At 72.4% G+C, this 15,194-nt stretch carries 12 protein-coding genes; 5 read left to right on the top strand and 7 right to left on the bottom strand.

All coding sequences use genetic code 11. From position 1 onward, the window contains the following. Positions 1-753: 753 nt before the first annotated feature. From O0S08_RS06670 to O0S08_RS06660, 3 genes are all read left to right on the top strand, one after another. Complete coding sequence (locus O0S08_RS06670) at positions 754-2,802, top strand: esterase/lipase family protein (RefSeq protein WP_269038173.1); 2,049 nt, start codon at positions 754-756, stop codon at positions 2,800-2,802. Between the two features lie 200 nt (positions 2,803-3,002). Beyond that, positions 3,003-3,818, top strand: a complete 816-nt coding sequence (locus O0S08_RS06665; RefSeq protein ID WP_269038172.1) for an arylamine N-acetyltransferase family protein — start codon at positions 3,003-3,005, stop codon at positions 3,816-3,818. A 260-nt stretch (positions 3,819-4,078) separates the two neighbouring features. Next, positions 4,079-4,822: a hypothetical protein gene (locus O0S08_RS06660; RefSeq protein WP_269038171.1), complete on the top strand. Its 744-nt coding sequence runs from the start codon at positions 4,079-4,081 to the stop codon at positions 4,820-4,822. Positions 4,823-5,186: 364 nt separating this feature from the next. Here O0S08_RS06660 and O0S08_RS06655 read toward each other — a convergent pair whose 3' ends face one another. The 5 genes from O0S08_RS06655 to O0S08_RS06635 all read right to left on the bottom strand — a co-directional run bounded on the left by O0S08_RS06655 (position 5,187) and on the right by O0S08_RS06635 (position 11,494). Next, a complete protein-coding gene (locus O0S08_RS06655; RefSeq protein ID WP_269038170.1) occupies positions 5,187-5,906 on the bottom strand; it encodes a thioredoxin family protein in 720 nt (239 codons plus the stop codon). A 123-nt stretch (positions 5,907-6,029) separates the two neighbouring features. After that, positions 6,030-8,336, bottom strand: coding sequence for a caspase family protein (locus tag O0S08_RS06650; protein ID WP_269038169.1), 2,307 nt, complete (start codon positions 8,334-8,336; stop codon positions 6,030-6,032). After that, positions 8,333-9,163 carry a hypothetical protein gene (locus O0S08_RS06645; protein ID WP_269038168.1) on the bottom strand — a complete coding sequence of 277 codons (831 nt, stop codon included), beginning with the start codon at positions 9,161-9,163 and terminating at the stop codon, positions 8,333-8,335. The genes O0S08_RS06650 and O0S08_RS06645 overlap by 4 nt, the downstream gene beginning before the upstream one ends. Before the next feature lie 436 nt (positions 9,164-9,599). Beyond that, positions 9,600-10,322, bottom strand: coding sequence for an RNA polymerase sigma factor (locus O0S08_RS06640; protein WP_269038167.1), 723 nt, complete (start codon positions 10,320-10,322; stop codon positions 9,600-9,602). Positions 10,323-10,714: 392 nt separating this feature from the next. Continuing rightward, positions 10,715-11,494, bottom strand: coding sequence for an NAD(P)H-dependent oxidoreductase (locus O0S08_RS06635; protein WP_269038166.1), 780 nt, complete (start codon positions 11,492-11,494; stop codon positions 10,715-10,717). Positions 11,495-11,561: 67 nt separating this feature from the next. Here O0S08_RS06635 and O0S08_RS06630 point away from each other — a divergent pair, with 67 nt between their 5' ends. Both O0S08_RS06630 and O0S08_RS06625 read left to right on the top strand, forming a co-directional pair. Beyond that, on the top strand, positions 11,562-12,467 hold the full coding sequence (locus O0S08_RS06630; protein ID WP_269038165.1) for a LysR family transcriptional regulator: 906 nt from the start codon (positions 11,562-11,564) through the stop codon (positions 12,465-12,467). A 161-nt stretch (positions 12,468-12,628) separates the two neighbouring features. Beyond that, a complete protein-coding gene (locus tag O0S08_RS06625) occupies positions 12,629-13,519 on the top strand; it encodes an AraC family transcriptional regulator (RefSeq protein WP_269038164.1) in 891 nt (296 codons plus the stop codon). Positions 13,520-13,553: 34 nt separating this feature from the next. Here O0S08_RS06625 and O0S08_RS06620 read toward each other — a convergent pair whose 3' ends face one another. Together O0S08_RS06620 and O0S08_RS06615 are read right to left on the bottom strand one after the other, a co-directional pair. Next, a complete protein-coding gene (locus O0S08_RS06620; protein WP_269038163.1) occupies positions 13,554-14,201 on the bottom strand; it encodes a hydrolase in 648 nt (215 codons plus the stop codon). A gap of 467 nt (positions 14,202-14,668) precedes the next feature. Next, positions 14,669-15,094 carry a hypothetical protein gene (locus tag O0S08_RS06615; RefSeq protein ID WP_269038162.1) on the bottom strand — a complete coding sequence of 142 codons (426 nt, stop codon included), beginning with the start codon at positions 15,092-15,094 and terminating at the stop codon, positions 14,669-14,671. Between the last annotated feature and the right edge of the window lie 100 nt (positions 15,095-15,194).

Raw genomic sequence — 15,194 nt, 5'->3', positions numbered from 1 at the left:
GCGCATGGGTGCGCGAGGCCTCGAGCGTTCGCCGCGCGCGCGACATGCCTGCGACGGACGAGGACACCGGAAGCGCGGTGCGTCGTCGCCTCTCGACGCGTTCGAATGTGACAGTGAACCCTAGCTCGGCGGTCCACGGCAACCTGCGCGCGGCTTCACCACGCCAGCCCTTCGCACCTGAAGCGCGCGCGACATGCCTGCACCTTTGCTGCGCCGCAACATTCATCTCCGTGAATGGGCGTCAATGCCGGCCAGCGCCAGGTGCTGCATCTTGCACCGCAAAAAACATCGCGCCCCCCTGCGCGTGCAGGTGGCCCGCGTGACGGCGAGCGTGCGACCCCAGGGAAGCGCGCACGCAGATCATCGAGGTCGTCCAGCCGCGGCGAGTCGGGTCTCGAGCGAGAGAGTGCTGCGCAGAAGGGCAAGCAGCCGCTCCACCTCCTCGAAGACGGCCTGGGCTTCGTCCGTAGGGGTTGCTCGAAGGCGTTCCAGCGCCTCTACGAGGATCCCCCACCCGCTCGAGCGCCGCGTTCGCCCCGATCCCGAGATCGAGCCATGCGCGCGGGCGGCCGCCCGGCGTGGGTGCTCGTGGCCGCAGCGTCGCCGGGGCGCCCCGCGCTCGCGGATGAGCTTGTTCGCGATCACGCTATCCGGCGTCCCCGTATTTATGTTGCAGCGCGAAAGAAATCGCTTGACCATCCGCGGCTCCCCCGACTAACGTCCCCGCCTGTCCGGTCATTGAGGAGAAGTGTCATGCGGTATTTGCTGTCCCCGCTGTCGCACCTGTTCATAGCGCTCTCTGGCCTCGGTCTGGCGATGTCCGCCGGCTGCGCCGACTTGCCCGACGATGCGGGCACCGTCGACGAATTCGACGGCACGAGCGACACGAGCGACGCCGTGCCGATCGCGCGCAACTTGCCCGCTCCGGGGGAGCCCATCCCGGCGCAGTTCGCCGGGTACTTCGATCCGCCGGCCGACGGCGTGTACGAGGATGGTTATCGGGTGGTCGGCGAGCTCACGCCGCCGTCCTGGTCGTGGGGGAAGATCGAGCTGCTCGAGGGGCTCCAGGCCTACCGCACCGAGGGCTACAATCTGCGGACGCAGAAACCTCGCTGGCAGGATACCTACCAGGACGGCACCTACCCGCTGCAGACCTACTTCGGCGCGCTGAACCAGCAGCTCGTGGACGGGTTCAACCTCCATTACAAGAGCGCGTGTGCCGGGAAGGTGGGCTCGACCTCGGCGCCGTCGTGCCCGTCCGTCGGGCCGACCCGGCCGGAGGCCCGCTTCGCGCTGCTGCAGCACGGGCCGAAGACCGGCAAGGACGCCTGCGATCACGAGAAAGTGCCCGTGCTGCTCGTGCACGGGGCGCTGCAGAACGGCAACGTGTGGCTCTTCCCCGGCGGGCGCGACGGGTCCGGCGCCGCGTACCCGGGCACCACGCAGAAGACCGGCTTCGTGCAGGCGCTGGAGGCGACCGGCCGGTGCACGTATGCGATCACCTTCGGCAACTTCCACGGCGACAATTACAGCCAGGCCACCAACGTGGCGAACGCGATCGACCGGATCAAGGAGCTCACCGGGCAGCCGAAGGTCGACGTGGTCGCGTGGAGCAAGGGGGTGCTGTCCGTCGATCTCTACGCCGGTGACGTCGCCGCGTGGGACGACTTCGGGCCGAAGCACTTCGAGCGGCTGGCGGCGGAGCAGGCGAAGCGCGTCCCGGCGTTCCGCGAGGACGTGCGCGTCTACGTGCCGCTGTCGGGCCCGCACCTGGGCATCGACCTCAATTTCCGCCATCCGTACGACAACCTGCTGATCTACAGCACCCTCGAGAACGCGCCGATCGGCCAGGGGCCGGTGACGTGGGGGTGGATGAGCGCGCTCCAGTGCGTCAACTGGGGCTACGGCGGGAGCCCGCTGTTCCCCAACCAGTTCGCGCAGTCGGTGTGCGACGGCCGCGGCGGCACGTGGCCGGACTTCTTCTCGCGGATCTACAGCTCGAACATCACCGGGCTCGACGCGCAGGGGCGGCCTGTCTCTTCGAGCAGCCTCAAGGCGCTCAACGAGGCGAACGGGGCGAGCCAGTTCAGCTTCGACAAGTACAACCTGGCGATGTGGGGCTCCGTGAACGAGCAGGGGAAGCACGTCTCGGCGTACCTCGGCCAGCTGCAGACGGCGTATGACCTGCGCCCGTATTACCCGATCCCCGACCGCCAGAGCGACGGGGAGGACTGGTCGGAGCTCGACACCGACGAGACCAAGTGGCGCACGTGGCTGTCGTACAAGCTCACGTACATGTTCGGGGGCTATCTCGACGACGACGACGGTCACATCATGTGCCGCGAGACGGCGTTCGACCCGGCCGGCTCACCCTGCCAGGCGGAGCACGTCTATTACGACGAGAACGCGGACGACTACTGGTGGGGGTACGGGACGTATCGCCTGATGGACGGGATCGGCATCCAGGCCGTCATGGAGATGGGCGGCAACTTCATCGAGCGGCTCCGTCATCACGGCCTCAGCAGCGAGCTCGACTTCCTGTACGTGGTCCACGGCACGACGGGCGGCGCCGACGTCCCGTTCGAGATCGACGGCATGAGCTGCCCGGACTGCGCGGTGCACGGCGATGGCGTGCTGTTCGATGTCAGCGTGGCGGCGCGCGATCAGCTCACCCAGGGCTGGCCGGGCGCCGACAAGGCCGCGCGCTCGCGGCAGGAAGGCGTGCCCTTCGGGCACCTCGAGGTCGGCGTCACACCTGCGGTGTGGACGAAGATCATCAGCCAGTTCGACGCGGTGCAGTGAGCCGGCCGGGCTCGACGCGGGCCCTCGCGAACGCCACGTCCCATCGACTCGCCGGGTCGCCCGGACTCACCGCGGCGCACCACTTCCCGAGGGCGCGCGCACGCTCTCCTCGTCGCGCGCCCGGCGAACGGCCCGTTCGCCGCACGTGCCCGGGCGCGGGAGGATTTTCGCGCGGCGGCGTTCGGGCGTACATTCGGGCGGTGACCGACGCGATCGACCTCCCCCGTTACTTCCAGCGCATCGACCACTCCGGGTCGACCGAGCCCACGCTCGCCACGCTCGCCGCGCTCGTGCGGGCCCACGCGGCCGCGATCCCGTTCGAGAACCTCGACCCGCTGGTCGGGCGGACGCCGGCGCTCGACCTCGCGGGGCTCGAGCAGAAGCTCGTGCGGTCCGGCCGCGGCGGCTACTGCTTCGAGCACAACCTGCTCCTGTCGCACGTCCTGCGCGCGCTCGGCTACCAGGTCCGCGGGCTGGCGGCCCGCGTGGTGTGGAATCAGCCCGAGGACCGCATCACCCCGCGCAGCCACATGCTCCTGCGCGTCGAGCTCGACGGCCAGGCGCACATCGTCGACGTCGGCTTCGGCGGCATAACCCTCACCGGCGTGCTGCGGCTGGTCGCCGACGTCGAGCAAGCGACCCCGCACGAGCCGTTCCGGCTGGTCGAGGAGGGCGGCTACTTCCGCATGCAGGCCCTCGTCCGCGGCGAGTGGCGCTCGCTGTACCGCTTCGACCTGCAGGAGCAGCTGCAGCCCGACTACGAGGTCACCAACTACTTCCTCTCCACCAACCCGGCCTCGCACTTCCGCACCGGCCTGTCGGCCGCGCGCGCCCTGCCCGACCGCCGCCTCGCCCTGAGCAACCGCAACTTCGCCGTCCACCATTTGGGCGGTGAGACCGAGCGCCGCGTCCTCGACACCACCGACGAGCTCCGCCGCGTCCTCGGCCACGAGTTCGAGATCGCCCTGCCCAACGACCACGAGCTCGACCAGGCCCTCGCCCGCCTGCCGCACTGACGGCAGGTCTCACGCGTGTCGAGCTCCTACGACGCCGCAGTGCTCGAACTATCCGGCAGCATCAGCGGCGTGACTTCGCCCGACGACGTCGATGTCGTCGGCGGCGCTCCCCCAGAACCTGATGAGAGCCTCCTTTCGGCCGAGCCGTCCGCCTCGACCGCACGGTCGAGGAGAGCGGCGCACGCCCAAGGAAGTGCCGGATCGATGGCTTCGGCTGAGGGCTTGGCTGGAATGGAGGCATCGTCGTACCCTCCGCGCCCATGGACTCCGCGACCGCCCTCGAAATCCTGCACGACGTCTTCTCCGAGCGCGTCGAGGCCGCCGTGTCGAGCTGGAGCGCCCTCGTGCAGCTGTCTTTCTACGACGGCGAGCCCGCGACGGCGGTCATGGCCCTCTACCAGGACGACGAATTGGGCATGCGGGCCGAGCAGCCGGTGGTGCTGGTGCCGCGTGGCGCCGGGGTCACGCCCGAGCGCTACCGTGCCTTTGCCGAGGGGGTGCGGGAAAGCATGGGTTTCCAGATCGCGCGGTACGAGGGTATGACCGGGCCGGCGGAGTTCTTCCTGAGCGACCTGCTGCGTGACCCGGCGCTGCAGACGGCCGCCGATTTTGCCCGCGCATTGAGGGACGACGAGGTCGCGGCGCGGGTGCTGTCGCCGATCCAGGTGGGCGACTTCGCCGAGAAGCACGCGTTGCCGACGATCGCCGATGCGGTCACCTGTCGGCTCGTCTGGGACCTGCTGCGGGAGCAGGCGCACGCCGAGGCGTCGGCCCGCCGGCTCGCCGAAGAGGGGCGGGTCGAGGCGGTTCCGCACCTCGTGGCGCTGGTCGAGCACTGGGTCGAGCGGGGCTACACCTACCAGGGCCAGTGGTTCGTGGAGGGGATCAATGCCCACCTCGCCTGCACGCGGCAGCTCGAGTCTCTGTTGCGCCGGGCGGAGGGGCCGGAGGTCCGCCGAAGGGTCGGCGCGCTGGCCGAGGCGGGGTGCTTCGAGGCGGACTGAAGGGCTGCGAGCGGCTCGACCGTCAGCTTGAGGCCGAGCTGGTCCCAGCTGAACAGCAGCTCTCGCAACTCCTCGGCGGCGGCCGCTGGCAGACCGTCGAGCGCCTCCTTGTCGCCCGCGCTCGGGCGGAGCGAGACCTCGGTCGAGACCACGTGCCAGGCACCGACGCTCGCGCGACATCGATATCGCCGCGAACGAACACATCCGCGCGGCCGCCATCGCGCGCCGCGTGGACCGCTCAACTCAAGCGGCCCCGGGTAGCCATCGCTCAGTCTCGACCTCGGCGCTCCGCGATCGCAGCGCGAGCTCGACTCATCTCAAAGAGACCCGCCTGCCCGCAATGCCGCCTCTCCCTCGATTGCCCTCAACGGCGCTCGAGACGGCGGCGACTCGCAAAAATGGTCGAGGTGGACGGCGCGGCGTGCTCCACCTCGGCCATCGCCGAGCGGAGCGTCGACTCCGGGACCGCCTCCCGGCCGTCGAGCTCGTCGAGGTGATCGTCCAACCACGCCAGCTCGCGCGCGGCCTCGTCGTAGGCGCGGGCGCGGATCAACGCCTGCGCGTAGTCGAAGCGCAGGCCCGCGTCGCGCTCGCGGCCGGCGTACACCAGCATCTGACTGAGACGTCCCAGCGACGTGCGGCCCTCGTCGACGTCTTGCAGCCACAGCAGCAGCTCCTCGGGCCGGCGGTTGCCTGCGCTGCGCTCGAACTCCTGGCCGTCGCGGTACGCGACCAGCACCGGCGCGGCGTCGAGGCCGAGCGCCTCCCGGAGCGCGACGTCGCGGGACACATCGACCACGAACACCGCGCCGCGGCGCCCGAACCATTCGACCACCGCCGCGTCGCGCAGGACGTTCCTGCGCAGCTGTTCGCACGGCTCGCACGTCGTGCCGACGGTCACGACGAGCAGCACGCGCTGCTCGGCGGCGGCGCGCTGCTGGACCTCCTCGAATTGCGCGCGCGTCTGCGGCGGCTCGTCGGGCCGCACGGTCGAGCTCCCGGGGTGACCGGCGCACCCGGCCAGGGCGAGGACGGCGAAGGCGAGCGAGCAGAGGCGGCCCATGACGATCGACGAGGGACGCATCGCAGTGTCGTGAGACCGCGGCCAGGTGGCGCAGGTGTTCGAGGAGCGGCGCATCGTGGTGGCGCGGGACCGCGGCCGGATGGCGGGAGCGGGCGAGAAAAGGTGGCGCATGGCGGTCTCCGGTCAGGGCGAGGGCGGGGCTGCGGGCGCGGGCGAGTCGGACGGCGCGACCATGGGGGCGAGCGCCGGGGTCGCGGACGCGGGCGGGGGTCCTTCGAGCGGCGGAGCGGCGGGGCGCGGACTCAGCAGCTCGGGCTGCACCGGCCGCGCCTCCCAGGCCTCGGCGGCGCGACGGGCCCGGTCGGCGGCGGCCTGCTGTTCGCGCTGGTACTGCTCCTGGGCCCGCTTCTGGCGGCGCTGGTACAGCGCGGCGTTGGCCTTGTTGATCGGGAAGCCGAAGCCGATCGAGGTGATCACCGACAGCCCCTGGGTCGAGAAGTCCGGCACCTCCGCCAGCCGCTTGCGCGCCGCCCATTGTTGCTGGATCTGCGCCGACGCGAAGAAGTAGTTCGAGATCCGCACCTCGAGCCCGGCGTGCACCTCGAAGCCGATCCGCGCGCTGGTGTTCACCACGTTCGCCGCGGCCTCGCGGGCGTAGTCGACGTGCAGGATGTCGAAGCCGAAGCCGAAGCCGGCGTACGGGCGCAGCGGGAACCTGCGGAACAGGTGGAAGTTGCCGCCGAGCCACAGCGGCACCACGAAGTAGTCGAGCTCCCGGGCCTGCGTCGGCATGAACCCGGTCGCCCCCTCGGCCGGCGAGAACTGCACGCTGCCGCGGTTGAAGCCGGTGCGCACGAAGCCCGAGAAGCGCGGGAAGCGGTCGCCGCCGAGCTCGAAGGCGTAGTAGCGGACGTCGAGCCCGCGGAACGGCGAGGCCCAGGCGCGGCTCTGGTCCGCGGTGACGCGGTCCGAGGCCAGCGTCGCCGGCCCCGGCTCGCGGAACGGCGAGAAGATCACGCCGACCGACATCGCATTCCAGTACTTGTCCTCCCACTCGACCTCGGGCGGGCCGGTCGGCGTCGGAGTCACGGGCGGCGGCGGCGGCGGCGGGCCGACCATTCTTTCGTGCTCGGCCCGCGCCTCGACCGACTGCCACGCGTCGCCGGCCCACTGGTCGTGCTCGACCGCCAGGAGGCCGGTGCGATCGGTGTAGCCGACGTAGTAGCCGCGGCCGTACGGGACCGTGAAGAGCCCGCCGCGCAGCGCCTGGTCGAGCGCCCCGCGCTCCCCGCGGGCGGCGGCGGCGAACTTCAGGCGCGCCGCCGCGATCGCGGTCGACTGATTGGCGGGCACGCGCGCCTCCTCGGGCCGCTGCGCGCCTGCCTGGGCGCCCTCGCCGGCCGCCTCGCGCTCGCGGACCACGAACAGCTCGCCGGGCGGCAGGCGCAGGTAGCCGGGCAGCTCGCCGCTGCGGCGGAGGTCGGCGAGGCGGACCCCGCGGCTGTCCTCGACGGTGTAGCGGTGGGCGTCGCCGGCCGCGAACACCAGCAGGCGCTGACCGCCGAGCTCGTGCGCCAGCAGCGGGCGCCGGACGTCGCGGCGGGGCGGGCGGACGACCACGCGCAGGCGCCCGCGCGGGTCCTTGACCCCGCTGTTGGCGGCGGCCACGAAGGCGCCTACCTCGGAGTACTCGAGCCGGCCGTCGCCGTTCACGTCGCCCGCGCCGCGCAGCGCGCTCAGCAGCTCGTGCGTGAAGATCCCGCCGCGGTAGCGCTCCCACTCATGGGTCTGCTGGTCGGCCGAGCTGGCCAGCAGCACCCCGGTGTTGGGGAAGCGGTCGAGGTGCAGCCCGTCGAGGTACTTCTGGACCGCCTGCCCGTCGCCCTCGACCCGGTCGGACTTCCACCCGGCGCGCGAGCCCCCGCGCGACAGCACCAGCGCCTCGCTCTGGCAGGCGTCGAGCACCAGGTGGTTGTAGTCCGCCGGCGAGCCGGCGAGCAGCCCGGCGAACAGGTCGTGGCGCGTGAGACGTGTCCCTTCGGACATGGCCAGAAAGCCCTGTCCGTCGGGACCGATGTCGCCGTGGCCGGAGAAGTACACCAGGTACTCGACGGCGGCCCCGGCGGCCCGCGCGGCCTTCATGCGCGCGACCAGGGCGGCGTGGGCCTGGAGCGCGCCCTCGCGGGTGGGCGGGCGCAGACCCGCGACCTGGGCGCCGTGCACTGCCTGGGTGTCCTGGTCGAACTCGGCGACCAGCTCGACGTCGACCCCGGCTTCGCGCAGCAGCTCGGCCACGCGGGCGGCGTCGTCGTCGGCGAAGCGGAGGCCGGGGGTGCGCTCGTCGGGCGCGGCGTTGCTGCCGATCACGAGGGCGAACCGCCGGGCGGGCGCGGCCGGCGAGGTCGCGGTCGCGGTCGTCGCGGTGGAGTCGGCGGCCCCGGCGGCGGGCGCCGCGAGGGCGAGGGACAGGAGCAGGATCGCGGAGGTCATCGTCCGGACTCGCGCAGGGTGAAGACGGCCTCGGCGCTCGCGCAGGCGTCGGGGTCGGGACACAGGCTCTCGCCCGCGGGCACGCGCTCGTGCCACGGCGGGTCGCCGGGGGCGGCCGCAGGCGCGGTCCGCAGCGCCGCGGCGAGGCGATCGATCTCGTCCAGGGTGGGCGGGCGCGCCGACGTGAGCGCGTAGAGCCGCACCGGCCCCGGACGGTGGTTGACCGCCAGAGCGACGCGGAACGGCGCCGGCGTCCACCGACGCCGCTCGACCGGCACTGCCTCGTCGTCCGGGGTCGGGGCGTAGTAGAGGACGCGGCCCTCGCCGTCGACGCCGAACAGCGACAGCCAGGTCCCGGGCTCGCCGCGGAACGCGAACGCGAGCTCGTCGCCGCCGCCGCAGTCCGCCGCCGCCGCGAACGCCTGATCGGGCCCCGGCGCGCCGCACAGCGCCTGGATCGCCAGGGCGGCGCCGTGGTCCGGGCCGCGGGCGGTGAACCCGTCTTCGGAGGATGTCCTCGGGGACAGCCGAACTGCGAGCAGCACCGCCGCCGCGACGGCCGCGAGCCCGCCGCTCCACGCCAGCCAGCCGCGCCACCACGGCGCCGGCGCCTCGGCGGCGAGGTCGGCGAGCAGCCGCGCCTCGACCAGCTCGAGCTCGAACTGCGCGACCTCTTCGGGGCGGCCCTCGAGGCAGCGGAGCGCCTGCACTGCGTCGTCGTAGGCCCCGCGCGCCTTGGGATCGCCGCGCAGGGCCGCGAGCGCCCGCGGAAGCGCCCGCGGCGCGAGCCGGCCGAGCACGAGGTCGCGGATCGTGCGGGCGGTCATGGCAGCACCTCCGAAACCGAGACGTCGCCGACGATGCCGGCGCTCTTCGCCGCCCCGCGGCCGCGCTCGCGGTCGCAGATCGGTCGAGTCATCGCAGCACCTCCGCGAGCAAGACGTCGCCGACGATGCCGGCGCACTCCGCCGCCCCCGCTCTCGAGGTCGCAGATCGGGCGAGTCATCGCAGCACCTCCGCGAGCAAGACGTCGCCGCCGATGCCGGCGCACGCCGCCGCTCCCGCTCTCGAGGTCGCAGATCGGTCGAGTCATCGCAGCACCTCCGCGAGCAAGACATCGCCGCCGATGCCGGCGCACTCCGCCGCTCCCGCTCTCGAGGTCGCAGATCGGGCGAGTCATCGCAGCACCTCCGCGAGCAAGACATCGCCGCCGATGCCGGCGCACTCCGCCGCTCCCGCTCTCGAGGTCGCAGATCGGGCGAATCATCGCAGCACCTCCGCGAGCCACGCCTCGGCCAGGGCGAGCAGGACCACTCGCTGCACACCGATCAGGCCGCGCTCGCCGCGGCGGTCGAGGTGCTCGAGCAAGCGCGCGCGCAGGCGATCCTCGCGGCTGCGCACGACCTGCCGGCCGACGCCGAGGCGCTCCGCCACCTCGCGCTGGGACAGGCCCTCGGTGAAGCGCAGGCGCAGCAGCTCGCGCTCGTCGGCGGCGAGCCCCTCCAGGAACGCGGCCACCAATCGCTGCACCTGGGCGGCGTGCAGCTCGGCCTCGGGATCGCCGGGCCCGGGCGAGGTGTCCTCGACCTCGAGCAGCGCCACCGCGTCGCCCCCGACCCGCGGGAACCGGGCCTGCTGCCCGCGGAAGCCGGCGAGCACGATGTTGCGGGCGATCGCCCGCAGGTACGGCCCGTACGGCCGCAGGCCGTCGTACCCCGACCGCGCCCGCGGCTCGAACGCGCGGCGGAAGGTCTCCTGCAGCGCGTCGTGCAGCTCGCTGGCGCGGCCGAAGCCGACGAAGCGGTGCACTGCGTCGCCGGCGCGGAAGCGAAAGCCCTGGCGCAGGAAGCAGGCGACCTCGGCCGCATGCAGCCGGTAGACCTCGGTCAGCGCGTCGCGGTCGCCCCCGCGGAAGCCCCGGAGGAGGCTCCAGGGCCACCCGTTGGGGGCCGGTTCGGCAGGCGCGGGGCCAGGAGCGGGGTGCACGCCCAATCCTTATGCGAGCCGGCTCCGCCTGGGTTGGCCTCGCCGACGAATTTTTCGCCCGCTCGCAGCCGGCTGCACGCGACGACCTCGCACAGGCGCTGCCCGAGGGGGTTGTCGGGTTTTGAAACGGGGGTGTTCAACATCACCCCGACGAGGACCTCCCCTCCGACCTGCGAGGCGAGGCGTCACTTCGGCGTCGAGTCGCTCGGGTCGGAGGCATATCGGCGCGACGTGAATGCGGTCCTCCATCCATCGACATCACTCTACCGAGCATCGCCCCTGCGACCCGCGAAGCTCCGCGTCGAGTCGCTCGGGCTCGCCGGTATCGTGAATGCAGCCACACCCCCTGACGACAATCTCCCTCTCGGTGCATTCACGCCGGCATACCCCCTTCAGGCCCGGTGCAAGCGGAAGCCCTGCTGCCCCGCGCGCTCGAGCCCTTCCTTCAATTTCATCGACGGGATCTCGTAGTCCCCGCCGTTCTGCCGCCGGTAGGCGATCGGCGCCTCGGTGAACAGCCCCGCGAGGCGGCGGTCGAGGTCGGCCGTGATCGCCTCGAAGCGCGCCGCGTCGGTCCGCTCGGCGCGGTAGACCACGAACGGCTCGAGCACCGAGAAGCCCGGATAGAACAGGATGCCGTGCTGGATCGGGAACAGCAGGTCGTCGATCGGCCCGTTGATCCCGCGCTCCAAATAATGCTCCGCCCAGCCGCCCGTCGTGACCACCAGCATCGCCCGCTTGCCCGCGAACACCCCCTCGCCGTAGCGGTCGCCCCAGCGCCGGTCGGAGTGCTCGCCGACCCCGTAGGCGAAGCCGTGCGCGTACACCCGCTCGACCCAGCCCTTGAGGATCGCGGGCATCGAGAACCACCACAGCGGGAACTGCAGGAGGACCGCGTCGGCCCACAGGAGGCGCCGCTGCTCCTCGGCGACGTCCGGCGTCTGGGCGCCGTCCGCGAACGCGCGGTGGGACGCGTCGATGAGGTCGAGGCGCGCGCCCGGGGGTTCGGTCGGGAAGTCGGCGCCGTCGAGCGTGGCCTTCCAGCCCTGCGCGTAGAGATCGGAGACGACGACCTCGTGCCCGGCGGCGTGCAACGTGGCGACCATGCGATCGCGGAGCGAGCCGTTGAGCGAGCGCGGCTCGGGGTGCGCGTGGACGATGAGGATCTTCATGCCGCGAAACCTACGCCTCGCCGGCGCCGCGTTGAAATCGCCGCGCTTGTGTGCTGCTATCATCTGGGTGGATAGCAGCCGCCTCGACCTCAACCTGCTCGTCGCGCTCGACGCCCTGCTCGCCGAGCGCAACGTGACGAGGGCCGCCCGGCGGCTGCACCTCAGCCAGCCGGCGCTGTCGGCCCAGCTCCAGCGGCTGCGCGAGCTCCTCGGCGATCCGCTGCTGATCCCCGCGCAGCGCGGCATGACCCCGACCCGGCGGGCGCTCGAGCTGCAGGCGCCGCTGCACGAGGCGCTCGAGGGCGTGCGGGCCGTGCTCGCCGCCGGCGCCGGCTTCGACCCGGCGACCGCGCGGCTGACGATCACCATCGCCGCGTCCGACTACATGCAATACGCGCTGCTGATGCCGCTCGCGTTTCAGCTCCGCCGCGAGGCCCCGGGCGTGCGGCTGGCCTGGCGCGCCCTCGACGACGCCCAGCTCGCGGGGCAGGCGGAGCGCGGCGAGGTCGACCTCGGCCTCATCACCCCCGAGACCGCGCCCGAGCAGCTGCGCAGCCGGAAGGTGCTCGACGAGCGCTACGTCGTCATCGTCCGCCGCGACCACCCGCGGGTGACCGGCGCGGTCGACCTCGACCTGCTGTGCGCGCTCGACCACGTGGTGGTGAGCCCGCGCGGCGGCGGCTTCACCGGGCCCACCGACCTCGCCCTCGCCGCGCACGGCCGCGAGCGCCGGGTGGTCCTGTCCGTGCCCTCGTTCCTCATGGTGCCCGAGCTCGTCGCGCGCTCGGACATGGCGGCGCTGGTCCCCGCCCGCCTCGCCCGCGACCGCGCCGACCGCCTCCAGCTGCTCGAGCCCCCCGTCCCCGTGCCCGGCTTCGCCATCGCCATGGTGTGGCACCGGCGGATCTCCCGCCACCCGGCGCTGACCTGGTTCCGCGACCGCGTGCGCTCGTTCGCGCGGGGCCTCGATTGACATGCCCCTCAGGACATGTCTCGAAGGACCTATGATCGGACGAGCGCCGCGGCCGGCGTGGCGGAGAGCGAGCGAGGGTCGAGGTGACGCGGCGCCGGGCGCGGACGCGCCTCTGGACCCCCGCTGGTGGGCCCGCGACGGACCGGAGTAACATCGACGTCGTGCACGGCAAGTCACCCGTCGTCGAGGGCATTCGCTCGATCCGCGCCGCGCGGCGGATGTGGAGCGGCGTCGAGGTCGCAGCCACCGACTATTACTCCGTCGACGAGGGCCGGGTCATGGTCGAGCTCACCGGACCGCGCCACCGGCTCGCCGTCCTCCTGCAGCAGGTCGGAGGCTTCTGCGAGGCCAGGACCGCGCCCCGAAGGCCCGGCGTCCCCCGCAACCCCGGCGCGCGCTACCTCGCCTCGACCCCCGGTGGAATGCCGATCTGGGGCTACAGCGACCGGATCTCCTACACCCACGAGCTGACGCTCTTGTTCGACCCGGCCGAGCTGTCGGACCGTCTCGGCGAGGTCTTGCGCGACGACATCGACCTCGCCCCGCGGCCCTGGCTGTCGAACGAGCGGATCTTCGCCCTCTCGGAGCTCCTCGCCGCCGAGGTCACGGGGGGCGGCGAGTTCGGCCAGCTGTACGGCGAGAGCCTCGTGCTCGCGCTCCTCGTCGAGTATCTGCGGGCGGTCCGCGTGCGAGCGCCCGCCTCCCGCAAGGGCGGCCTGACGCCGCGGCAGCTCCGCGAGGTGTGCACGTACATGCAGGAGCACCTGTCGGCCCCCGTCGGCCTGCGCGAGCTCGCGGCGCTCGGCGGCATGTCGCAGGCGCACTTCAGCCGCGCGTTCAAGGCCTCGACCGGGGTGCCGCCGCATCGCTGGCAGCTGAACGCGCGGGTCGAGCGGGCGCAGCAGCTGCTGCTCGGCGCCGAGGTCCCGCTCGCCGACATCGCCCTGCGGCTCGGCTTCGTCGATCAGTCGCACCTCACCCGCGTGTTTCGCCGCGTCGTCGGCACCACGCCGAGCGCGTGGCGACGGGCGCACGCCCGGCGGGGACGCTGATCCGGGGCGCCGGCGTCGAGCCTCGCCCGGCGAGCTAGCCGCGGCCGCCGGTGCGGAGCAGCTGCATCTCCCACGCGAAGGCCACGCCGGTGCCGCCGCCGTGGACGGACAGCAGCTCGGCGAGCGCCGGCACACTGGCCTCGCGGGCCCAGTCGCGCTGCAATTCGGCGCCGAACACCATCCAGGTGATCGGCGCTGCGCCGGCCTGGACCATGCGACGCACCGCCATCTCGTGGGCCTCCGGCGACACGCCGCCGGACGCGTCGGTGACGATGTAGACCTCGTAGCCGTCCCCGAGCGCGTGGATCGCCGGCATCGCCAGGCAGACCTCGGTCCACAGCGCGGCCATCACGATCTTCTTGCGACCGGTCGCTTTGACCGCCTCGACGACCCTCGCGTCCTCCCAGGTGTTGATGAACGTGCGGTCGATCGGCTTCTGCTCGGGGAAGACGTCCTGCAGCCCCTTGATCAGATAGCCGCCGCGCTCCTCGAGCACCGTGGTCAAGATCGTCGGCACCTTGAAGGCCCTGGCCGTCTTCGCCAGGCCGATGACGTTGTTGACGATCGTCGCGGGATCATGGCTGTTCAGGTTGGCGAACTGGAACGGCTGGTGATCGATCAACACGAGGACGCAATTGTCGGGGGTGAGCAGCGCGTCGAGCCCGAATTTTTGGCTGGTCATGGCATCTCCTGACGAGCCGCACGCGGCGGCTCGCCCGGCGAATCTAGGGAGGAGGACCGCGCCGTTCTTGGACGATCGTGCCGCCCTGGTCGATCCGTGACGCGGGCCGGCCCGACCCCTCGCCCAGCGCCGCTCCGATGGCCCGTCTGCCGACCGGCGGCGGCCGGCCCCGTGCGGCCGCTCGGGCCCGGCTGTCGCCGCGGACATCGTCACGCCCGCGACGGCGGCACGAATGACGGCACCGCAACGATGACGGCCTCGCAACAATGACATCACTGCAACGATGACCCGGGCGCGACGACCGGCCGGGTGCGGGCGCATCCTCCGCCACGAACCCGAATTTGTCGCACTCTTTAAAAAAGACCGCTGCAATCACGCGAGGCGGCCTGCGCTCGCTCACGTCGAAGAGCGTCGCCGATCTGCGCCGCGCGGCGCAGCCGGCGAGGCCCGCGGCGGAGGCGCGGCGGTCATGCCACGACGTCGAGCGGGAGTTCGGCGCGCGGGTCGACGCCGGCGATCGGCGCCTCGGCCAGGAGCGCGTAGGCACGCGGGCCTGCGCTCGGTTCGAGCGCCGCGGGCAGCGGCAGCGTGAATTCTCGCGCGATCCGCTCGCCGCGGCGCAGCACCGGCGCCGCGAGGGGCAGCTCCACCGTGGCCACGCGGCGCCGGCTCAGGCGGTCCGGCGGCGCCGCGGCGCTGGGCAGCGTGTGCGTGAGATGTTGCTCGTCGAAGTGGAGTAGGACACGCTCGATCGGCACCTCGTAGGTCCCGCCGTGCAGCACGAGGGTGCCGCGGAGGACGTCGCCGGCCCGCACGGGCCCGACGACGCCCTCGATGGCGAGGGTGGGAGTGCCGATTCCTACCGCGCTCTGCAAGAGGTGGATGAATTTCATCGTGTCGCGACTATACTATGATCATGCATCATGCGAGGCGAGCGAACGGCTGCCACGAATGCAGCCTGCCGCCCGCGTGAACCGGAATGGCTTCTCCGCA

Origin of the sequence: Nannocystis punicea (assembly GCF_026965555.1) — a bacterium.
Classification (GTDB): domain Bacteria; phylum Myxococcota_A; class Polyangia; order Nannocystales; family Nannocystaceae; genus Nannocystis; species Nannocystis punicea.
Note: the sequence above shows the minus strand (reverse complement) of the source record. Positions and strands in the feature narration are given on the sequence as shown.